Genomic DNA, 22,343 nt, shown 5'->3' on the forward strand with positions numbered 1-22,343 from the left:
TTCTGTATAGTTTTAAAACAAACAAAGTAAAGATATGAAAAATCTTGTACTCTTATATGTCATACGCATGACTAAATTATTTACTTACGCTTTTCTGATACAGCTCCTTTCTATGAGTTTTCTATTTGCCTGGAATGGCAATGCTCAAGTGAAGGACATTGAAGAAGTAATGATTACCCTATCTTTTGAGAACAGCAAAATTGAAAAGGTCTTTTCCTCTATTGAGAATAAAACCGGATTCAACTTTGTACACACTGATTTTGAGTTAAAAGAAATTCCAAGGGTTAGCAGTATTGGAGATAACACCAAAAGTGTCTATTCTTTATTGACTGATCTAGGTAGACAAACAGGCTTGTACTTCAAACAGGTGAATCAAAATATCCATGTTCGAAAAGCAGGTAGTCTAGAAAACTCAACCTACTATAGGCTTAAAATTGAAAGGCCTTCCGAAATCGATATTTCTGGAAAAGTTACCGATGAAAATGGGGAACCATTACCTGGAGCAACTATTACTTTGGAAAATACCACCTCTGGTACGGTTTCAGATATAGAGGGTAATTTTTCTATGGAAGTGGAGGAAGGGGCTGTTTTGGTAATTTCATTCATTGGGTATAGTACTAAGAGGATTAAGGTTACTAATCAATCTCAATTTGAGATTAAAATGGAGCTTGATGACACTTCATTAGAAGAAGTGGTGGTTGTTGGATATGGAACCCAAAAGAAGGTGAACTTAACAGGGGCGGTGGATGCTATTGATTCTGATGATATTATTTCCAGACCAGTTGGCCAAGCTTCAACCGCCTTGCAAGGTTTGGCACCAGGGGTGACAGTAACCCAAAGATCGGGGAAGCCCGGAGCTGATGGTGGAACTATCCGAATTCGTGGAATAGGTACTTTAGGAAATTCTAATCCTCTTGTATTAATTGATGGTGTACCTATGAGTTTAAACGATATTGATGTTAATGAAATTGAGTCAATTTCAATTTTAAAGGATGCAGCATCTGCGGCAATATATGGTTCGCGAGCTGCAAATGGAGTCATCTTAGTAACCACAAAGAGAGGAAAAGCGGGCGAGTTTTCAATAAACTATAGGAATAGCATAGGATGGCAACAACCAACAGCTTTGATCGAAAAAGTGAGTGGCTATGATCATATGGTGATGATCAATCAAGCTTTTGAAAATGTGGGGAGAAATCCTGCTTTTCAGCAAGAATACATAGATGCTTACCGAGAAAACGCACCATCCGATGCCTATCCAGAAACAAATTGGCATGAAGTTATGCTAAGAGACAAAGCCCTTCAGCAAAATCACTATTTAGGAATTAACGGAGGCGGTGAGAAAATTAGCATTCTAGGGTCTGTTTCCTACCAGAATCAAAATGGTTTAATGGATTCAAAATTTGAAAGGTTAAATATCCGGTTAAACACGGATATTAAGGTTCGAGACAATTTAAAAGTTGGAATAGATTTATTGGCTAGAAATGATGATAGAAATGAGCCTCCGCAAAATTGGCATTGGCTGGCAAGGTATCCCCATAATATTCCAGGATTAAATGAAAATGGATCATGGGGAGTAGGATGGGATGGAAGCAATGGTTGGGCCTCGATGGAAGATGGAGGTTATAATTCTGACAAACGCCATGAGTTAATGGCAAATTTAAAATTGGATTGGCAACCATTCAAAAACCTTAACATAAATCTGCAAGCAGCTCCCAATGTAAATTACCGCCATGTTAAAAATTTCAGTAAACATGTGGACTTATTTTTTCCTGATGGTACCATCATAAATCCCAGTCCATATAGAGCATCTTTAAATGAACAGTTTACAAGGTCTATAAGTAATAATTACCGGGCTTTAATCAACTATAATAAAGATTTTGGAAACCATTCTATAGAAATTCTTGCAGGGACGGAGGCTATAGATTATAGAAATGATTGGCTTACTGGTTTTAGAGATCAATTCCCTCTAGAGAATTATGATGTGCTAAATGCTGGTTCGATAGCAAATCAACAAGCAACAGGTTCTGCCTCGGAGTGGTCTTTACAATCCTATTTTGGGAGAATAAACTATAATTTTGATAATAGGTATTTGTTTGAAGCTAACCTAAGGGTTGACGGATCTTCACGGTTTCTGGGGAATAATAAATATGGATATTTCCCGTCTTTTAGTTTTGGATGGAGATTATCAGAAGAGGAATTTCTTTCCACTGCCACTTGGATTAATGAATTGAAAATTAGAGGATCATGGGGGGCCTTGGGTAACCAACAAATTGGTACTTACCCTTTTGCATCAACGGTTACAATGGGACAAAATTACGTTTTTGGAGATAATGTTCCAGCCTTAGGGGCAGCCTTGCTTTATTCAGGAAATAGAAATATCACCTGGGAGACTACAAGAATGGTTAATTTTGGTTTTGACGCAAGTATAGGAAACTTTGATTTTACAGGTGATTATTATGTAAGGAATACAGATGATATTCTTCTTCAAATACCTGTTCCTCGCATTGCAGGCCTAATTGAGCCTTATCAAAATGCTGGTAAAGTAAGAAATAATGGTTGGGATTTAAGTGCTGGATACAGAAAGACTTTTGGGGAACTTAATCTAAGTGTTTCTGCCAACCTTTCAGATGTAAACAACCAAGTTGTTGATTTGATGGGTAGTGGTCCTCATATATATGAAAGAGAAATCAATCAGGAAGGACAACCATTTATGTCCTTATTTGGACTTAAATCTTTAGGTTATTTTCAAAGTCAGGAAGAAATAGATCAGCACGCAACACAGTTTGGACAAGTTAGCCCTGGAGATATCAAATATGCAGACATTAATAATGATGGAATTATTAATGCAGAAGATCGTACTATTTTTGGGAATACCATCCCTAAATATACTTATGGGGTCAATATTTCATTAGATTATAAGGGTTTTGATTTCAGCTTATTAGGTCAAGGTGTAGGGAAAGTTGATGGGTACTTAGATAATTTTGCAACCATGGCTTTTTACCTAGGAGGTACTGCTCAAGAATGGCATAAAGATTACTGGACTCCGGAAAACCCAACAGCTGCTTATCCTAGATTAACTTTTAACTTTCCGAACAACGAACAAGTTTCTTCTCAATGGGTAAGAAGTGCTTCATATTTTAGGTTGAAGACCATACAATTGGGCTATACCATTCCTTCTGTCCTTACAAAAAGGTTGAATATTTCAAAGTGTAGACTTTTTGGAAATGGGCAGAATTTGTTAACCTTTCATAATTTTTATGACAGTTTTGATCCTGAAGCTCCTGTAGGGCAGGGTACATTCTATCCTCAAGTTAAAGTATTCGTTTTTGGATTGGAAATAACCATTTAATGACAAAATCATGAAAAAATATATAAAACTTATAATGATATCAATGGTTGTTTTTAGTTCAACACTATTGTATTCTTGCGAAGATTATCTTGTTAAATATCCACTTGACCAACCATCAGATGCAACTTTTTGGAGTACAGAATCTGAACTTCAAATGGCTATTAATTCAGTTTACCGTAGTCTTTATTTTACTGATAGGGCAACCACCCACGTTCCATTTCAATTTCTATTTGACTTTGCTACTGATATTAGTTGGGATAGGAATTTAAGTGTTTGGCAACTCTTGGGTCAAGGCCAGGTTACCTCAGTAGAACCTACTTTAATTTTTGGTGCCTGGAGTAATGCCTACGTGAATATAGGAAATTGTAACAGGTTATTGGCCTATATGCACAAAGCAGAGAATGTAACAAATGCTGATACTTTTAAGAGAATTGAAGCGGAAGCTAGATTTTTCCGCGCATATTGGTACGGTTGGCTTATTAATCTATATGGAGATGTTCCGTTTACCACAGATCCCTTGGATGTGTTTGATGCTGGACTTCCTCAAACAGATAAGGAAACCATATATCATTTCGTTATGGAAGAATTAGAATTGGCAGGAGATATGCTTCCCGAAGAATATCCTTCAAGTGATAGAGGACGCATCACCAAAGGTGCAGCTTGGGCTTTAAAAGCAAGGTTGGCATTGTTTAATAATGATTGGGAAATTGCTGCTGAAGCTTCGGGAAAAGTAATGGCTTTGGGAAAATATGAGCTTTACTCAAATTTTGATGAACTGTTTACTTATGAAGGACAGAACAATTCAGAAGAATTATTAACCATACAGTTCAGTAGAGCAAACCAATTGACACATGAAACCCCAATTCATACAAGAGGAAGACTAACAGGAGGCTTTGCTACAAAAATCCCAACTCAGGCTTTAATTGATTCCTATGCCTCAATTGATGGGCTTAGCATTAATGAGTCTCCATTGTATGATCCCAAAAATCCTTTTGAAAATAGGGATCCTCGACTAAACGCTACTTGTGTTGTCCCCGGATCAATCTTTCTAGGGTATCAATTTGAAACCCATCCCGATAGTTTACAAGTATGGGATTATAATCAAAACCCACCTAAACGCATCGATAATCAGGAAGTAATCAACCCTTATGCAACCTTTTCAGGGTATCAATATAGAAAATATGTGTCGTCGGATGAAAGAGAGTTTAGAAGAGAGTCTGAGTTGAACATTATGCTAATTAGATATGCGGAGATTTTATTGATTTATGCTGAATCTCATATCGAATTAGGTCAAGTAGACAATACAGTTTATGAGGCCATCAATTCTGTAAGAGAACGAGCAGGAATACCTAGAATAGAACAAGGAAAATCTCTTGAGGAGTTGCGACAGATTGTGAGACAAGAGAGAAAAGTGGAATTTGCTTATGAAGGCTTACGCTTTTTTGATATTAGAAGATGGGAAATCGCTGAAGATGTTCTTTCAGGGCCGCTTTATGGCAGACCGCTTGGAGAATATAAGTCATATCATATACCTGAATTTGATGAGAATGGTACCCCGGTATATGAAGCCTATGCTGGTGAGTTAAGGGTATTTGATACAAGAAACTATAATCCGAGTAAAGATAAATTACTTCCGATTCCTCAAAGGGAACTCGACATCAATTCAAATCTGACTCAAAACCCAGGGTATTAAAATGAGGCTTTGGTTATATAAAACCCCTAATTCTAACATTACCCTTTCTAAGTTAAAATTAATCTTAGATTAATTTGTTAAAATTCGATAACAATGAAAAAATATATTATCTATCCATTAATTATTGTTAGTTTCCTTTTTAACTATAAAAATTTTCCATTTAAGGTTTCTAATGGTTTACCGGTTGCTGAAATTCTAGACCATGACATTGATGCTGTACCAATTGTAAAAGTAGGTAGTGAAGGCTTAATCCATAGATTTCATGATACCTCTCCAATTAGCCCATCAGGAAAATACATAGCTTTATTTCGCCTTCCTTTTCAAGATAGGTATCCAAAACCGGGGAATTTGGATCTGTAGTTTTAATCGATCTTGAAACTGGTGAAGAGAGGGAGATAGCCAAGTCATTTGGTTGGGAAATGCAGCTTGGTGCAAATGTTCAATGGGGAAAGGATGATACCCAATTGTTTTTTAACCAAGTGGACACTACTACCTGGGAATCTTTTACCGTGCGGTATAATATAGAAACCCAAGAGGACAAGAGGATTGACGGTGGGCTATTCATGGTGTCCTCAAATGGTGAAAAATTAGTATCACATAATCTCCGAAATTCTGAGTATGCGCAATCCGGATATGGTGTTATTGTACCCAATGAATATCGTTCCAAAAATTTCGGGCTATCAAGTGACGATGGTATTTATGTTACTGATGTGGAATCAGGCAAATGTAAACTGATTGCGAGTATAGAAGAGATTTATAAAAATACTAAACCCAGTTTAGGGATAAATAATCCGGAGGATTTTGAGATATATTGTTTCAAAGCCATGTGGAATCTTCAAATGACTCGAATCATGACATGTGTTCTTTTGAAGCCTATTTCAGGTGGCAAAAGAAAAGTAGCAGTAGTAACCATGAATGCGGATGGTTCAAATATACGAACAGCGATTACTACAACCCAATATGGTAAAGGGGGACACCATATGGCATGGTTGCCAGATGGCGATTACCTGTCAATGAACCTGGAAGTAAACGATCGTAAAGAAGGACTTGAAATAGTTACAGTTAAATTTGATGGATCAGATTTGCAGGAAGTATTTACCCCTGGATCAGGCCATCCAAGTTTTCATCCTCATGGCCTTCCATTCATTATAACAGATGCTTATGCAAAGGAAACCACGGTAACTGACGGAGATGGATATGTGCCGGTTAGACTGCTTAATGTCCGTACGGGGAAGAAACATTGATTACTAAAGTTAAGACACCTGACGTAGAGGATAGCTCATTCCGATTGGATGCCCATCCGGCTTGGGATCGTTCAGGTAAATTTGTAGTATTCAATGGCTTTGATGGGGATGTTCGAAGTGTCTATGTTGCAGATCTTAGCAAATTAATTGATCAAGAAAAAATTACCAAAACAAATGAACAGGAGAAAATTTCTTAATATAAGCATACCGGCTACAGGAGCCATAATGGTGGGGCCGGGTATAATGAATTTGAAGGCAAAGTCTGAAATTTACCGGCAATTTTCCGGGAGCAGCAATTTTGATACTTATGATGTTGTGGTCAATGGAGGAGGATTCGCAGGATATTTCGCTGCAAGTGAAGCTGCAAAATTAGGTAAAAAGGTATTATTGATTGAAAAGAGGACAAGTCCAGGCTTCGAGCTTTTTGCAAAGCACAAATTATGGATGGAGGCTGATGGTTTTGAGGATTTCAGTCCTGAACTTTCTAATTTATTTTTGCCTGAAGGAGAAGTAGCGGAAATGAACAATTCCCTCGGGACAGGTCCCGGCAACAGTAAATTTGAGGATGAAATATTGCTGTTTTCCGGAAGTATTAGAAAAGGCATGTTGAGAAATCTCCTGGTCAGTAAGGTACATGTCCTATTGATGACAGATGTTTGCGGGATTTTTCAAGACAAAGGAAAAGTTAAAGGGGTCTTGATGGCGGGTAAGCAAGGTTTGCAACATGTGAAATGCAATAATTTTATCGATGCTTCCGATCAGGTCATGTTTAGTAGAAACTTTTTAATCAGGCTTATGAGATTGATAGGGCCGGTTTCGTTTTAGAATTGAAAAACGTTGAAAACCCTCAGAAAAAGTCTTGTCAGTTTCTAGGGATTATAAAGTTTATCAAGACCAAATTGCTTTACACAGAGGGAAGTTGTCTGAGGACCAGGCTTTCTTAGATTTTGAGTTCAAGGTGGAGGAGCAAAGTTTAGAATTAATAGAACATCAAGCGAGACATAAAGCAGCATTGCTAGGTCAAAATTTCAAAAATATTGATCCATCCCTTAAAAATGCTGAAATTTATCAACATGGGCTAGAAACCTCAATAATTTTAATTGATGATCGTCTTCCGGAGGTTGATCTTGAAGGATATTTTATGTTGAATGGCAAAGCCGTTACTAGTAAAAATATTCAAGCCATTAATGAAGAAGCCCGTAAAATGGTTGAATCATTGCCAAAATCCCCGCGTAAAGCTAAAGCATCGACATTAAGAATTCATAATGCTGAGATTCCCCTTGATCAGATTCGATTCACAGGATTGGATGAAGCCAGCTTTTCTATTCCATTGGAGCAAGTATCCTTTGATTACATCGCTTTAGTAAAAGACAAAGAATATTGTCAGGTTGCCGTAGCGGGAGGAGGTACGGGTGGTTCTTTTGTCGCTAAGGGCGCTGCAGGTAAAGGTGCCAATACCATTGTTGCTGATTATTTTAATGATTTAGGTGGCACAAAAACCATGGGGGAGTCATGGGGTATTACCATGGGGTAACGAGCAATGGTTTCTTTAAAAAACAAAATGAAGAAGCAGAAAGGACAGCTTTTGAGAATAACATGTCAACAAAAGTAGGCCGGAAATATTACCACCTCAAGGAAATTTTGAATGCCGGAGGTAGGTTTATTCCAGGAGCGATTTTCTGTGGTGCCCTCTTGGAAGATCAGAAAGTTTCTGGGTTCTTGGTTTGTAGAAATGGTAAACTACAAACCATCAATGGGGATGTCACCGTTGATGCCACTGGAGATGGAGACATTGCTTCTTTTGCTGGGGCTAGCTTTTCACAAGGAAACTCCCGAACGGGTGAAACACAAAATTACAGTCAGTGGGATGTTAAAGGAGCAGTTTCAATTTCTTCCTCACCCACCAATAGAGATTATGATGTGCTGGACACTACCAAAATTTCAGAATTGCAACGTGGACTCTTTCTTTCTCATTATGAAGCTCATTTTTACGATTTTCACCCTTTCCTTACTGTTAGAGAATCACGCCTTATAGAAGGGATGCATGTATTGAATCTCTATGATGTTGCTGAAAAAACTCACTTTAAGGATGTAATTGCATTGGCAAGTAGTGATTTTGACCCACATAATGTAGGAAGTTCTGAATTTTCGAAATGTGGCTTTTTATTGCCACATTCAAATGATCTAACTGTAGAAATTCCATACCGTTGTATAGTACCCAAATCACTGGATGGGCTTTTAATTGCCGGTAGGGGGATAAGCCAAACGCATAATGCCATGCAATTTACCCGCATGACTGCAGATATCCTTGTATTGGGATACCTGACAGGACAAATTGCTGCTGATCTGGCATGGACCAATACGAGACCTCGTGATTTTGATGTGAGTGATTTACAACGTGAGTGGGCCGATCTAGGGTATCTTCCAAAGGATTATGACCGACCTTCCAATGAAGATAAAAGGTTTCAAGAGGATGAAATCAACACCAGAATAGCAGAACTTTCAGAAGGAAAACGAGAGTTTTTATACGAATGCAGCAGGTTGCCTAAAGAGAAAGCAATTCCAGTATTGAAAACCTATTATGGTAAATCTGAAGATGAAAAAGCCAAACTTCTTCTGGCAAAGGCATTAGCCTGGTTTGGAGAAAGCGATGGAAACGTGCTCATAGAAGAAGAATTACAAGAAATGTTTGACCAGGAACAAAAAGAGGGCTACCCAGGCGGATATGTAGATGATTATGATTTTATAAGAGGGAGAGAAAAGAATGTTTTGGAAGGCTTGTTCTGGAGAATCAATCAAAACATTGCGCTTCTGGCAATGACAGGCAGCAAAAGTTCAATACCTGTCATTCGAAATATCATTGAAAATACCACTTCAGGGGAGGGGTAGTCAACCGAACGAATGATTATTTTAATGGTAGAATTGATTTAAAAATTATTCCATTTTATAACCGGATTCATAACTTGTGTTTCTATGGAGACAGGATACCTGATGCGCAATTTATTCCGGGCTTTGAAAAGCTTTTAAAAGATGAAAATATTGGGGGATTCAAGACGGAAGATTATGATGAGGTAAGATGGCGGGTTTATGGTGGCTTGCTTGAAATTTCCATTGCAGCCACTCTGGCTCGTTGCGGTGCCAAGTCTGGTTATCTCCTCTTGGTTAGTTACCTACAAGATATTCATTCCAATTATAAAGCTTTTGCCAGAGCAGAACTCAGGGATATTACTCATCAGGATTTTGGTGTCAACCCTCTAAAATGGAGGAGGTTCCTTGCGGAAAAACAATATCCAAGACCCACTAGGAATTTGGAAAAAACAATTGAAGTTTAATTGAGGTAATAGAATTAAAAGTTCATGTTTTGTAAACAAATACTGTTTGCTTTTCTGCTATTGTTGTTCAATAATAATGATGACGTTTACTTCCAAAGTGAAAAGTTACATGGAGTAAATTGGCAACCAGATGTCTCTGTTTATCATATTGAGGATGATAAGGGAGAGCAAGTAGAAATTTTCGCTAAAAAAGACAATAAAGGATTTCTATATTGGCATAGAAAACTCAAAACCCCTGTATGTCTCATTGGTGAGTGCAAATTGATAGATATTGGTATCTATTGGGACCTTGCTGGAGATTTTTTGGTCTGGAGGTTTATGAGGAGGCCCTTACCAAAACAGACCATAGCGAATTTACTGAAAAGGACTATCTACGACTTATTGAAATTCTAGAAAACGATTGGTCACCCTTGAGAGAGTATAAACTTTCTGATCTTGTAGAAAAACCTGAAAATGGAGACCCAGAGGTAGATGGTACTTCTGGGGCTACCAAAAAAGAAATCGCTGCGGAAGCTGTGGTTGATGCTGTATATACGACCCATACCATATGGCATTTGTCTCACGTTGGAGAAAAAGAACAACTGGTGAATTTGACCATAAATGAATTGAATAAGGATGAAGAGCTTATGACATTCCTTATGCAAACCCCTCAATTAGAACACACCAGCTTATTTTTCCTTGAACTTTTCGCCAATGGGAAGTTGAAGCAAAAAGACTACCTCAATTCCTTGGTGATCAGTAGTCTAGGTATGGATGATAAGCCTAAAGTAAAAGAAGTGGCCCTAAAAACACTTTCCAAGTGCAATTATTCTGACAGTTATTTTCTTCAAAATATAATTGACATGTACGGTGGTCTGCCTTTAAAAACAAAGCTACAGGTACTTAATGAATTCAAAAAAGTAGAAAATCTCCCTGAGCCCTTGTTTCTTGCGATTGTTCACCATTTGGAAACCCAACAGGATTGGTACATTATAAGGGTATTTGAAGTAATGAAAAATAGGGATCAATATAAGGATAGGTTGAATAATATAGCATCAAACCTTTCGCACATAAGTAATCCTCAGCTTCAAAGTATTTTAAGAGAATATCAGAAAGAAATTTGATAACCTATATTGAAAAAAACTATTAGTAGGATTTAAATCAGTTTTCAACCTTGTGTTTCTATTGGTGTTTATTAACTCTCCTGTGTATTTTTGATTCATTTAATTGATCAATTTTTTAATTTAAAAGCAATTGCTTGACTTACCCTCTATTCCAACCAAAACAAAGAATATTACCTACTCTAATAGGTAAATATTAATTTTTTGATATGATTTTATATAAAGAGATTAGTTTGAAATCCTTAATTATAAACCAATAAATTAACGATGATTAATTTTTATATTTATTGATTAATAGCTAATTTTAATTAAATAAACCCATAATACCCAAAATGAAAAAGGAAAAATTATATTTGAATTTTGATCAATTTGGTCGTTACCCGAATTATCTCCAGAAAATTTATTGGAATGAGAGTTTAGCTCTGGCAAATTTTTTTACCAAATGTAGTATTGAGCTTTTAAAATTGAGTCTGACCCTATATGGGGGTTGGCTTATGGGAATAAGGAAGCTCGAGGTTATTTTTTGGAATTTCACCCAACCGGCATTTCATTGGAAAATGACCTATTTCATTTTAATGCAAAATCATTTAAATACTGAAATAATCTTGGAAGAGTTGGCATTACCAATTGTATAAAGGATTAGAATATATAATGAAAAAAACTGATTTTGAAGAAATATTTTCAAAGGTGAATGTATAAGAGCAGGGATGAATGGCAAGTAAAATCGGAAAGGATTCATTGTACTGAATTCCCTCGTTTCTTCTTTAAAAAAGTTTTAACCATAGTCATATGAGCCGGCTTCTTGGATGAATTTAAGGCTTAGACCAATGAGAAGTCATTTATATAATAGTGGACGGCCTAGAAGAATTTTATATCTCCGTTGACCTGGAATTATTTCTTCAAAAGCCTTTGTAAATATTGATGATAAATTAAATCAGAAAAAGGATAGCTTGGCCGATTTGACAATGGAATGTACTGAAAATCAATTGTCCCAATCAGCAATAGCAATGAAGGTAATTACAGTTGTTTAATCCCAATTAAAGTAAATTTCAGAGGCCTATTATATCCAAAACCTAACCTAAAATTTTAATAAACCCTTAATCTAACCGTATGAAAAATCTTGTACCACGACATGTTATAAGCCTGGTCAGGGGATGTACTTATGCCTTGCTTATTCAATTGTTAACCATTGGGCTCCTTATAGCAGGAGAAACGAATGGTAAATCAGCTAAAACAGATCAAAGGATGGACGCAGAATCTTTTGAAGATTCAAAATTTGAAAATGGATTATCTCTAAAGGAGATACTGTCAGGTTTACATTTTGATTTTTCCAATAGTGAAATGGCTGAACTACCATTAAATCCAGAGAATTTAGAAAGCCCTTGGGCTGATATTGAGGTTTCCGGAACCGTCACTGATGCCAATGGTACTCCAATACCCGGCGCAACCATTTCTGTTCCGGGATCGGCGATAGGAACAGCAACAGACTTAGATGGTAAGTATGCTTTGTCTGTTCCTGAAGGGGCGACACTGATTTTTTCCTTTATTGGATTTGAATCACAAAGGGTTGTGGTAAGTAACCAAAGTGTAATAGACGTGATATTGAATGAAGACTTGGCATCGTTGGAAGAAGTGGTCGTGGTAGGTTATGGTACACAGCAAAAAAGTCACTTGACAGGATCTGTTGGATCCTTGGAAATGGATCAAGAATTAAGTAGCAGGCCAATGGTAGAATTTGGACAAGCTCTATATGGGAAGATTGCCGGCGTTCAGGTGATCAATAGCAATGGACGTCCCGGAGGTTCAAGTACAATTCAAATAAGAGGAATAAATTCTATTTCCGCCAATAGTTCTCCATTAATTGTAATTGATGGAATTCCCTTACCCAATTATGACTTAAACTTGATTAATCCTTCAGACATAGCGTAAATAGAAATACTGAAAGATGCAGCTTCGGCAGCAATTTATGGTTCAAGGGGTGCTAATGGAGTAGTTTTGGTGACAACCAAAAGTGGGAAGTCCGGTAAAGGAAAGGTAACTATCAATTATTCTTATGGATTACAGGAAAAGATTGATAAAATCGAAGTCATGAATTCTGCTGAATATGCTCAGGCTTCTATTGATGCAGCTCAAAATGGCTGGCTTGAATCTGGAGGTGATCCAAATGCACCTAATACAGTGGAAGCAAGAGGGCATTACAAATATACTTGGCCGGAAGCTTTTAATAATCCAGAAAGTTTGCCCAATACGGATTGGCAAGACTTGATTTTTAGAGTGGCCCCTATGCAAAGAGTTGATATTAATGTTTCCGGAGGAAATGAAAATACAAACTATTTAATTTCAGGTGGATACGTAAATCAAGAAGGTATAGTAATTAATTCTGATTATAAAAAATACTCCTTAAACTTAAAGGTTTCTTCTAAAGTTGCTGATTGGGCAGAGATTGGAGGAATGTTGAATGTTGTTTATGATCATGAGAATGAACCATACAATAGGATTGTGGAATGGGCAGTTCAATATCCCCAAGTATTTCCAGTATATGGGAACAATGGTTATTTGGGTGAACCTTCCACAACAAGTGGTTATGAAAATTATGGCGCAATACTCTTTAGAGCAGTTAATGGCCATCCCCTATATAGAATAAGTGACGACATTCAGCATAAAAATTTTAACAGCTTAGGAAATATTTATGCCAACTTTAACCTGCTTCAAGGTTTAAATTTCAGGTCTTCACTTAATTATTTATATAGGAGAGGAGATGATACCAATTATCAGGCAGTTGATCACAAAATGGGGCCTAATTACATCACAGAAGGGGCGATGACGGTCAACCAAAATAATCGAATGAACTACAATTGGCAAAATCTTTTAACATATGAGAAGGCCTTTGAGGGACATGAATTCTCTATCATGTTAGGCAATGAATATTTCAAGGATAATTATTATTTTACAAGCGCACAAAGAAGGGGGTTCAATAATGACTTAGTACCGTACCTTAGTGGAGGACAAAACATCTTCCAAGCCAGTGACAACGCCACAGAGAGGGTTTTGATTTCCTATTTTTCAAGAGTAACCTACAATTATAAAGGGAAATATTTAGCATCTGCAAGTTATAGGAGAGATGGATCATCCCGTTTTGGCCCAAATAAAAAGTGGGGCTCGTTTCCAAGTTTGTCTTTGGGTTGGATAATGTCAGATGAAAGTTTCATGAATAGCATCGAGCCTGTGAGTCATTTTAAATGGAGAGCAAGCTATGGTTTTACAGGGAACGACCAGTTTGCTGATTATAGATGGATAGGTTCCATGGCACAAGGGCGGATGGCATTAGGCAACAGTCTAGGGGCTTCTTATTATCCTTCAGATTTTAGCAATCCGGATCTTGAATGGGAAAGGACCCGACAGGTGAATATGGGATTGGATTTGGGGCTTTTTGAGGGGAGGTTTTCTTTAGAAGCCGATTATTACATTTCCAAATCTGACGGGCTATTGCTAGATGTACCCGTACCATCAGTAACAGGGTTCACAAATGTTTTTAGGAATATTGGAAAACTAGAAAACAAAGGTTTAGAATTAAATTTAAGTTCTCATAATTTGACTGGTGAGTTTTCTTGGACTACTCAATTGAATTTTTCCAGAAACCGAAATAAAGTAGTGGAACTTGGGGAGGACGATGCTCCTATGATTTATAATGCAGGTTTTGGAATGCAATCTATCAATAAAGTAGGTCATCCGGTTTATAACTTTTATGGTTACCAATATGATGGGGTATACATGACCCAAGAAGAAGCGGATTCTGATCCAGCAAGATATGAATCTGCCATGGCAGGGGATGGAAAATATGCGGATGTCAATGGCGACGATGTTCTCAATTCTGATGATAGAACCATCATCGGAAATTACGCACCGGATTTTACTTGGGGAGTTACAAATAACTTTAGTTATAAAGGCTTTGACCTTAGTTTTTTGTTTCAGGGAGTTCAGGGAAGTGAAGTTTTTGATAACAATATTCACCGATCTATGCAATACCATGAGGGCAGGAATTATTACCATGAGATGGTGGACAGGTGGCGGTCGGAGGAAGACCCAGGGGATGGTTATCATTATAAATTGACGGTGGATCTTGATGGCTTAGAAAGAACGGCATCTAGCTATTGGATAGTGGACGGGTCTTATTTGAGTTAAAAAGCCTCACCTTCGGCTACACATTCCAGCCGGAACTCTTGCAAAGGATGAAGTTGGGTTCTTTAAGGGTTTACTTCAATGGAATGAACATGTTGACGGTGAAACAAAGCCCAATATTTGATCCGGAGAATTTTAATGGTGGTGCGGCAGAAGCTCAAAGAAGAGGTGTGGCTCATTCTCCCTACCCATCTGCTAAAATTTATACTTTGGGAGTAAACGTTGGCTTTTAATTCACTTATACCAAATCCTTAGAAATCATGAAAAATAAAATTATATACATCCTTTCATTTCTTGTTTTGGGTTTTTATTCCTGTAATGAGGACGAATTGGACCTTTATCCAAAGACACAAATAACTGAAGGTAATTTTTATCAAAATGAGGAACAGTTAGTTTTAGCTGTGAATGATATTTACAGACAATTGGGTAGAATATACAATGCTCAAGGAATAGCAGACTTGTATGGAGAACTTCGTTCAGACAATACTTATATTGAATTTACTGGTGGTTCAACTACCTTTTCTGAAGAGATAACAGATTATTATATCAGGACCAACAATGGACTTATTGAAAATGCCTGGGAAACTTGTTACAATGCCATTTTTATTTGCAACAATGCGATTTACCAATTGGATAATGCTGATGTTGCATTTACTGATCCGGACCTGAAGGAAAGGCTCAAAGCAGAAGCTACTTTGGTTCGTTCTTTGATATTCTTTAATATGATAAGGGTTTGGGGAGGCATACCTTTACCTTTAAAACCATTGAAACCTGAAGAAGGATACGAGTATCTTAGAGAAAGCAAAGAAGTAGTTTACCAGCAGATAATTAGTGATCTGAAATATGCTAAAACTAATCTACCGGAAAGTTATTCGGGGAATGATGTAGGACGGGTTACTAAGTTTGGCGCTTCAGCAATCCTCGCCAAAGTATACCTAACCTTAGGTGAAAATCAGAATGCTTCCATTGAATTAAAAGAAATTATTGAGAGTGAGAGGTTTTCTTTAGATGCCAATGATGATGGAAACATCAATGCTGACGACTATGAATACTTATTTCTTCCTGATACTAAAAATTCTAAAGCATCCCTTTTGGAAGCTCAATATCTTGGGGGTGAAAATTCAGTTAACAGCAATCATCAATCTCAATACACTCCTTTCCATTGGGCTTTTCACCTGCCAGGTATGAATGAAACCTTTAGAGGGAATGGGATGAATACCCCTACCCAAAATTTGGCTGATGAATTTGAGGCCGATGATGTGCTAAGAAAAAATATATCTATATATCCTGGATACCTTAATTTAGATACTGACCAGTTTATTGAGTATCCTTTTACCATGAAATTTTATGATCCTAATTGGAGGTATCCTGGTCAAAATTTTGAAATTATTAGGTATGCAGATGTTTTATTAATGTATTCAGAAGTAACTAATGATCCATCCTACTTAAACATGGTTCGAGCTAGGGTGGGGTTACCGGGATTTGGCCAAGAAGGGTACCCTGAAAAATACAATACACTAACATTGGCAATTGAACATGAGAGAAGGGTAGAATTGTGTTTCGAATTTCATCGATTTTTTGATTTGGTCAGGACAGGTAGGGCCGTAGAAGTTTTACAATCGAATGGATTTGATATTAATCAAGACAAATTATTGTTCCCAATTCCTTTACGAGCGATTGATGTCAATAATAACATTACCCAAAATCCTGGTTATTAAACCCGGATTATGTAAAAGGATTCGTGATGAATGTTGCACTCGCAAGAAAATTAGGTTGTTTATAGATTTCCATAGCGCCTGTATGGTGAAACTGAAAGCAGCAACAAAGTGGCTGATTTTGAAGGGATTTCAGCACGTAAAAGATTGCCTACTTCATAATTCGGGAATAAATCACAATCCTTGATAGTTGGCTCTCTGAAATAGTATGCCTAGATTGAGGTTAAATATAATTGAAATTTACCACTCAACTGTTAGCGATACGAAACATTAATTCTAATTATTAAAATATTAAGAATTGTTGAAAACAGCTTTAAAAATTATTTTTCTGAGATGATGAGAAATATTATGGAATACGACCAGTTGAATAGTAAATAATTTAAATAATCGTTTTATTTAATGAAAACCAATCATTTAATCGACCCTAATTTAAGTTTTATACACAATATTGTTATTTTAGAGGGATAAAAATACCTCTAAACAGTTCAAAGCCAAATCTTATGAAAGCACTTCTTATAGGCATGTTTGGCCTCTTTCTTATATACGGTTGCAGACCTGCCCAAACTTTTGATGTGCTAATAAAAAATGGACAAATCGTGGATGGTTCCGGCAATGCTGCTTTTACCGGTGATGTAGGAATAGTGGCTGATTCCATTGCTGCTATTGGTGATTTGACTGGAGCCCATGGAGCGATTGAAATCGAAGCTTCCGGTTTAGTTGTAGCCCCAGGTTTTATTAATATGCTAAGTTGGGCTGTTGATGCTTTAATAGAAGATGGTAAATCTCAAAGTGATATCAAGCAAGGGGTAACCTTGGAAGTTTTCGGGGAGGGAAGCTCAATGGGCCCCTTAAATGAGGAAATGAAGAAGGATAAAAAAGATAGTCAGGGTGATATCAAATATCCAATCAACTGGACTACTTTAGGTGAGTACCTTGAGGCTCTTGTTAAGAAAGGAGTTTCCACCAATGTGGCTTCATTCGTTGGGGCAACAACCCTTAGGGTTCATACGGTTGGGTACGAAAACCGTGCCCCTAGTGAGGAAGAGCTTGAACAAATGAAAGCTTTGGTTAGGCAAGCCATGGAAGAAGGTGCAATGGGGGTAGGGTCCTCTTTAATTTATGCTCCGGCTTTTTATTCGAGTACGGAGGAGTTAATTGCACTTTGTCAAGTAGCAGCTGAATATGATGGTATGTACATCTCTCACTTGCGAAGTGAAGGGAATCAATTGTTGGAAAGTCTAGATGAGTTGATCAGGATTGCTGATGAGGCCAATATTAGGGCTGAGGTTTACCACCTGAAAATGGCCGGTAAAAACAATTGGGATAAATTAGATGCAGTGGTTTCAAAGATTGATTCCGCTAGGAAAGCCGGCCTTACTATCACCACAAATATGTATACCTATACTGCCGGGGCCACTGGGCTAGATGCTTCCATGCCACCTTGGGTTCAAGAAGGTGGCTATGATAAATGGGCCGAACGATTAACGGATCCAAAAATCAGAGACAAATTAAAGATTGAGATGGTTACTCCAACCAATGAGTGGGAGAGTTTGATGATGGGTGTAGCATCTTATGATGATATGCTTTTGATTGGTTTTAAAAACGATTCATTGAAGTACCTGACGGGTAAATCACTGGCTGAAGTAGCGGCCATGCGCAATACATCTCCTATAGAAACGGCCATGGACTTGGTTGTTCAGGATGGAAGCAGGGTGGGAACGGTTTATTTTATGATGTCTGAAGAAAATGTCAAAAAGAAAATAGCGCTGCCCTACATGAGCTTTGGCTCAGATGCGGCTTCATATGCTCCTGAAGGGGTTTTCCTTAAATCAAGAAGTCACCCTAGAGCTTTTGGGAATTTTGCACGACTCCTTGGGAAGTATGTGCGTGATGAAAAGATCATTTCCTTGGAGGAAGCCGTTTATAAGCTTACAACATTGCCGGCTACCAATTTGAAAATCAAAAAAAGGGGAGCTTTAAAAGAAGGGTATTTTGCTGACCTTGCCATTTTTGATCCCAATAAAATACAAGATCATGCGACCTATGATAAGCCCATGCAATATGCTACAGGAATGGTGCACGTTTTAGTTAATGGGATCCCTGTACTTAAAGAGGGTGAGCATACCGGGCCTTGCCGGGGCAAGTAATTAGAGGTCCCGGATATAAGTCTACAGATTAATTTATTCAAGTAATCAATGAAGTTCAGCCAACCATCTTTATTCATCATTTTTTCTATCCTATCTATTTTTGGGTGTAAATCCAAAGAAACAATAAAAGATTCATGGACCAAATCCGAAATATTATTTGAAGATTCAGGAATTGAAAATTGGGAGAATAAATGGATGTTAGATGGGCTAAAGGCAAAGGTAGTCAACAGCAATAAGGGAATGGAACTTCTGGCAGGACCTGAACAAGGTGAGAATGCCCACCACACAGTGTTGTGGACAAAACCATCCTTTGAAGGGAATATTTGCATTGAATACGATTATACCAGAACGGATACTGCTTCTAACTTTGTTAATATCCTTTACTTTCATGCGACTGGAAAAGGGGATAAGGACTTTCCTAAAGATATTTCGTTGTGGAATGATAAAAGAAAAGTACCCTCCATGAGTACTTATTTTAATAATATGAATACTTACCATATAAGTTATGCAGCATTTGGTGGCAAGGAAGATTCTCTTGAAAATGATTATATACGTTTGCGTAGATACCACCCTAAAATGGATGGTTTAACAGGAACTGATGTACCGGAAGATTATTTCAATACTGGCCTTTTTAAACCAAATGTAACCTACCACATACATGTTTTTAAATTTGACGATACCATTGAAATGCATATCCAAAACAAAATGGATACTTTAGACTTATTGATTTGTAAATGGGATGCTTCTATTTTCCCCCTATATAATGCCGGTAGAATTGGCTTAAGGCATATGTATACCAGAAGTGCAAGGTATAAGGATTTTAAAGTATGGAGGCTTTTATAAATTATATTAGTCGTAAATTCTGTTTTTTAAGCCCTTTAACATCAAATCCAAAAAGAAATGATTCAAAATAAAGCATTGCTATCTTCCCTTAAAAAAAATAGCGTCTTAATTATAATTATGACACTCCTATTATTCCTTTGGAATGCTTCGTTTAACGTAAATGCTCAACAACCCAATATCTTGTTAATCATTTCCGATGACCTAAATACCAATATTGGGCCCTATATGAATACCGATAAACATACGCCTTATCTAGATCGACTTGCATCAGAAGGAGTAAGTTTTTCTAGAATTTATAGTCAATTTCCCTTATGTGGTCCCTCCAGAGCTTCCTTTATGAGCGGTTTGTACCCTGAAACCAACGGTGTTTTGCGCAATAATGATCAGTTGGGTAGTTACAGGAAAGAAACTCCGGCTTTGGCTAATCACCCCTCAATGGCGGGATTTTTCAAAGAAAGAGGATATTATACCGCCAGAATATCTAAGATTTTTCATATGGGAGTGCCTGGTGGAATAGAAAGGGGAGCTGTGGGTGGAGATGATCCTGATTCTTGGGATTATGCTTATAATGTGCTTGGTCCGGAAACTTTAAGTCAGGGAAAATTGGAACTACTATCCCCAAAAAATCTTCATTATGGTTCAAATTTCGCGCAAATGGTTATTCCTGACAGTTTAGAAGGAACCCAAACTGATTATATGGCAGCTAGTCAGGCTATAGCTGTGTTGGAAAATCGCGCCGGAAAAATTCCCTCGGGTGGAACCAATAAGCAAAGGGATAAAAAGGATGCGCCGTTTTTCTTAGCAGTGGGGTTTGTTAGGCCACATGTACCCTTAATCGCACCTGAAAAAAGTTTCGCTCCATATTCTATAGAGAAGGTAAACCTCCCCACAGTTAAAATTGGTCAAAATGTACCTCCCCAAGCCTTGAAGAGGCAAAATGATAAAGTATGGGGTATGGATGAACTTCAGCAGCGCAAAACCATTCGTGCTTATATGGCAAGTGTCAGGTTTATGGATGAACAGGTAGGAAGGTTGTTAGAAGCATTGGATAGATTAGACCTAAGAAAAGAAACGATTGTGATTTTTATGTCAGACCATGGTTATAATCTTGGTGAACATGATTGTTGGTCAAAATCCAGCCTTTGGGAAGGTAGTGTTCGGGTTCCGGTGATTATTTCAGTGCCCGGGAACGATTTCGAAGGGAATTACGGTAGTAATACCAAAAGTATTTCAGAACTATTGGATATATATCCAACACTAGTGGATCTTGCAGGCATGTCTCCTGAGAAACCATCCATACTACAAGGGAAAAGTTTGCTGTCTTTGTTAAAAGGCGAAAGTAGGGGTAGGGAAGGTAATTATGCGTATACCATTTACAATGATGGAGCCAGTTTGCGAACCGACAGATGGAGATACAATCGTTGGGGGAAAGATGCGAAAGGAAACAATGAGGAGTTATATGATCACCTCAATGACCCGGAAGAGAATATCAATTTGGTAGGGGAAGAAAGTTATGAAAAAGTTTTAGGGGAAATGAGGAATAAATTAGATCAATCAAGAGATTTGGCCAGTTCAGATTTATAAAAACCCCATAAAATTAAAAACAATTTTCAGCGCCGGCTAATTGTAATTTTTTAATACTTAATAAGATGCTTACAAGGCTCGAAAATCACTTAATTTAAAATATTTGATTTATTATATCTATAAATATTATTTGGTGTAGCATTAATAAATCTAAATGCATATCATAGGCGAGGTATAGTGGGGTATCCAACCTTCAACTGATAGGCTTTTTTAGCCCTTATTTTTGCAGAACCTGAGATATTCAAAAGCCAATCTTTTCCGTTCTGAATTCATTTGAAAATCCACCAATTTGTTGCTGTTTTCAACACTGCCTTTCAGCAGACTAGTGCACCTTTGCGATGTCATCATTCAATCTCCAAACATATTGATTTCCTGTTGATTACGTCATGAATTATGAATCCTAACACATGATTAAAGTTAAACGTAAAATTTAAGAAATTGACAAATTATATCATAATGAAACATGACTTTGATCATGGTTTTCACTAAGATTGCAGTTTACCTTTGACCTATCCAAACAACCAAATTACATTGTTTCGAAAGGGTATTTTCAATTAAGCTAAGCCAAACCGATATGTACAAAAATTTAAAATTGACCTTATTTTTCATACTTGTACTTTTCCTCTCGCGTAGTGTTCAGGTTATTGCACAGCAAACCTATGAGGTGGCCCCCAATCCTGAAATGAAGGTATCCGGTACCTCTACACTTCATGACTGGGACATGATATCCAAAGAGGCTACAGGGACTGCTTCAATTAGACGCTCAGCTGGAAAAGTGACAGCCATTCAATCGGTCGAAGTCTCTATGAAGGTAAAATCTCTCAAAAGTGGAAAAAGTCAGATGGATAAAAATGCTTACAACGCGCTAAAAGAAGAGGAGTATCCGGAAATTACGTTTTCTATGCTAGAAGCCCACCAAGATGGTGGGAATGATTGGAAGGTATCCGGCAGACTTCAACTTGCCGGAGAAACGAAATCAATTCCATTTTCAATTAAAATCGCACCGGAAGGTGAAAATATCATATTGTCCGGTCTTGCTGACATCAAATTGACAGATTTTAATGTGACACCACCTACTGCTGTTTTTGGTACGATCAAAACAGGGGACGAGATGACGATCCATATCAATATGAAACTAAATCCAATTAATTAACATA

At 37.5% G+C, this 22,343-nt stretch carries 18 protein-coding genes; all 18 read left to right on the plus strand.

Going from position 1 to position 22,343, the window contains the following annotated elements; genetic code table 11:
• The first annotated feature begins 34 nt into the window (after positions 1–34).
• The 18 genes from WG932_RS01880 to WG932_RS01965 all read left to right on the plus strand — a co-directional run bounded on the left by WG932_RS01880 (position 35) and on the right by WG932_RS01965 (position 22,339).
• The gene (locus WG932_RS01880; RefSeq protein ID WP_483086740.1) at positions 35–3,349 is read left to right on the plus strand and encodes a SusC/RagA family TonB-linked outer membrane protein; all 3,315 of its coding nucleotides are present in this window, start codon (positions 35–37) and stop codon (positions 3,347–3,349) included.
• Positions 3,350–3,359: 10 nt separating this feature from the next.
• Positions 3,360–5,042 carry a RagB/SusD family nutrient uptake outer membrane protein gene (locus tag WG932_RS01885; protein WP_483086741.1) on the plus strand — a complete coding sequence of 561 codons (1,683 nt, stop codon included), beginning with the start codon at positions 3,360–3,362 and terminating at the stop codon, positions 5,040–5,042.
• Between the two features lie 93 nt (positions 5,043–5,135).
• Positions 5,136–5,402: a hypothetical protein gene (locus tag WG932_RS01890; RefSeq protein ID WP_483086742.1), complete on the plus strand. Its 267-nt coding sequence runs from the start codon at positions 5,136–5,138 to the stop codon at positions 5,400–5,402.
• A gap of 59 nt (positions 5,403–5,461) precedes the next feature.
• Positions 5,462–6,286 carry a TolB family protein gene (locus WG932_RS01895; protein ID WP_483086743.1) on the plus strand — a complete coding sequence of 275 codons (825 nt, stop codon included), beginning with the start codon at positions 5,462–5,464 and terminating at the stop codon, positions 6,284–6,286.
• Positions 6,283–6,483 carry a hypothetical protein gene (locus tag WG932_RS01900; RefSeq protein WP_483086744.1) on the plus strand — a complete coding sequence of 67 codons (201 nt, stop codon included), beginning with the start codon at positions 6,283–6,285 and terminating at the stop codon, positions 6,481–6,483. The genes WG932_RS01895 and WG932_RS01900 overlap by 4 nt, the downstream gene beginning before the upstream one ends.
• Positions 6,461–7,111 (plus strand): FAD-dependent oxidoreductase, encoded by a 651-nt coding sequence (locus WG932_RS01905; protein ID WP_483086745.1) that lies wholly within the window; start codon positions 6,461–6,463, stop codon positions 7,109–7,111. Before WG932_RS01900 ends, WG932_RS01905 begins: the two co-directional genes overlap by 23 nt.
• Positions 7,112–7,145: 34 nt before the next feature.
• Positions 7,146–7,820, plus strand: coding sequence for a hypothetical protein (locus WG932_RS01910; RefSeq protein WP_483086746.1), 675 nt, complete (start codon positions 7,146–7,148; stop codon positions 7,818–7,820).
• Positions 7,799–9,175 (plus strand): FAD-dependent oxidoreductase, encoded by a 1,377-nt coding sequence (locus tag WG932_RS01915; protein WP_483086747.1) that lies wholly within the window; start codon positions 7,799–7,801, stop codon positions 9,173–9,175. Before WG932_RS01910 ends, WG932_RS01915 begins: the two co-directional genes overlap by 22 nt.
• Before the next feature lie 74 nt (positions 9,176–9,249).
• Complete coding sequence (locus WG932_RS01920) at positions 9,250–9,618, plus strand: hypothetical protein (protein ID WP_483086748.1); 369 nt, start codon at positions 9,250–9,252, stop codon at positions 9,616–9,618.
• Positions 9,619–9,872: 254 nt separating this feature from the next.
• Positions 9,873–10,721, plus strand: a complete 849-nt coding sequence (locus WG932_RS01925; RefSeq protein WP_483086749.1) for a hypothetical protein — start codon at positions 9,873–9,875, stop codon at positions 10,719–10,721.
• 1,107 nt (positions 10,722–11,828) lie between these two features.
• On the plus strand, positions 11,829–12,647 hold the full coding sequence (locus tag WG932_RS01930; RefSeq protein ID WP_483086750.1) for a carboxypeptidase-like regulatory domain-containing protein: 819 nt from the start codon (positions 11,829–11,831) through the stop codon (positions 12,645–12,647).
• Between the two features lie 33 nt (positions 12,648–12,680).
• Positions 12,681–14,900, plus strand: coding sequence for a SusC/RagA family TonB-linked outer membrane protein (locus WG932_RS01935; protein ID WP_483088550.1), 2,220 nt, complete (start codon positions 12,681–12,683; stop codon positions 14,898–14,900).
• 47 nt (positions 14,901–14,947) lie between these two features.
• Positions 14,948–15,130 (plus strand): hypothetical protein, encoded by a 183-nt coding sequence (locus WG932_RS01940; protein WP_483086751.1) that lies wholly within the window; start codon positions 14,948–14,950, stop codon positions 15,128–15,130.
• A gap of 27 nt (positions 15,131–15,157) precedes the next feature.
• Positions 15,158–16,615 carry a RagB/SusD family nutrient uptake outer membrane protein gene (locus WG932_RS01945; protein WP_483086752.1) on the plus strand — a complete coding sequence of 486 codons (1,458 nt, stop codon included), beginning with the start codon at positions 15,158–15,160 and terminating at the stop codon, positions 16,613–16,615.
• Between the two features lie 497 nt (positions 16,616–17,112).
• Complete coding sequence (locus WG932_RS01950; protein ID WP_483086753.1) at positions 17,113–18,759, plus strand: N-acyl-D-amino-acid deacylase family protein; 1,647 nt, start codon at positions 17,113–17,115, stop codon at positions 18,757–18,759.
• 48 nt (positions 18,760–18,807) lie between these two features.
• Entirely contained in the window at positions 18,808–19,602 is a 795-nt protein-coding gene (locus WG932_RS01955; protein ID WP_483086754.1) for a DUF1961 family protein, read from the plus strand.
• Between the two features lie 117 nt (positions 19,603–19,719).
• Complete coding sequence (locus tag WG932_RS01960) at positions 19,720–21,186, plus strand: sulfatase (protein WP_483086755.1); 1,467 nt, start codon at positions 19,720–19,722, stop codon at positions 21,184–21,186.
• Positions 21,187–21,760: 574 nt separating this feature from the next.
• Positions 21,761–22,339 carry a YceI family protein gene (locus WG932_RS01965; protein WP_339679052.1) on the plus strand — a complete coding sequence of 193 codons (579 nt, stop codon included), beginning with the start codon at positions 21,761–21,763 and terminating at the stop codon, positions 22,337–22,339.
• The last annotated feature ends 4 nt before the right edge of the window (positions 22,340–22,343 follow it).

This window comes from Cyclobacterium sp. SOCE241 (assembly GCF_056867545.1).

Excerpts from the sequence above, each read along its gene's own strand:
- WG932_RS01880 (WP_483086740.1), top strand. The coding sequence starts at position 35 with ATGAAAAATCTTGTACTCTTATATGTCATACGCATGACTAAATTATTT.
- WG932_RS01885 (WP_483086741.1), top strand. The coding sequence starts at position 3,360 with ATGAAAAAATATATAAAACTTATAATGATATCAATGGTTGTTTTTAGT.
- WG932_RS01890 (WP_483086742.1), top strand. The coding sequence starts at position 5,136 with ATGAAAAAATATATTATCTATCCATTAATTATTGTTAGTTTCCTTTTT.
- WG932_RS01895 (WP_483086743.1), top strand. The coding sequence starts at position 5,462 with ATGCAGCTTGGTGCAAATGTTCAATGGGGAAAGGATGATACCCAATTG.
- WG932_RS01905 (WP_483086745.1), top strand. The coding sequence starts at position 6,461 with ATGAACAGGAGAAAATTTCTTAATATAAGCATACCGGCTACAGGAGCC.
- WG932_RS01915 (WP_483086747.1), top strand. The coding sequence starts at position 7,799 with ATGGGGTATTACCATGGGGTAACGAGCAATGGTTTCTTTAAAAAACAA.
- WG932_RS01930 (WP_483086750.1), top strand. The coding sequence starts at position 11,829 with ATGAAAAATCTTGTACCACGACATGTTATAAGCCTGGTCAGGGGATGT.
- WG932_RS01940 (WP_483086751.1), top strand. The coding sequence starts at position 14,948 with ATGAAGTTGGGTTCTTTAAGGGTTTACTTCAATGGAATGAACATGTTG.
- WG932_RS01945 (WP_483086752.1), top strand. The coding sequence starts at position 15,158 with ATGAAAAATAAAATTATATACATCCTTTCATTTCTTGTTTTGGGTTTT.
- WG932_RS01950 (WP_483086753.1), top strand. The coding sequence starts at position 17,113 with ATGAAAGCACTTCTTATAGGCATGTTTGGCCTCTTTCTTATATACGGT.
- WG932_RS01955 (WP_483086754.1), top strand. The coding sequence starts at position 18,808 with ATGAAGTTCAGCCAACCATCTTTATTCATCATTTTTTCTATCCTATCT.
- WG932_RS01960 (WP_483086755.1), top strand. The coding sequence starts at position 19,720 with ATGACACTCCTATTATTCCTTTGGAATGCTTCGTTTAACGTAAATGCT.
- WG932_RS01965 (WP_339679052.1), top strand. The coding sequence starts at position 21,761 with ATGTACAAAAATTTAAAATTGACCTTATTTTTCATACTTGTACTTTTC.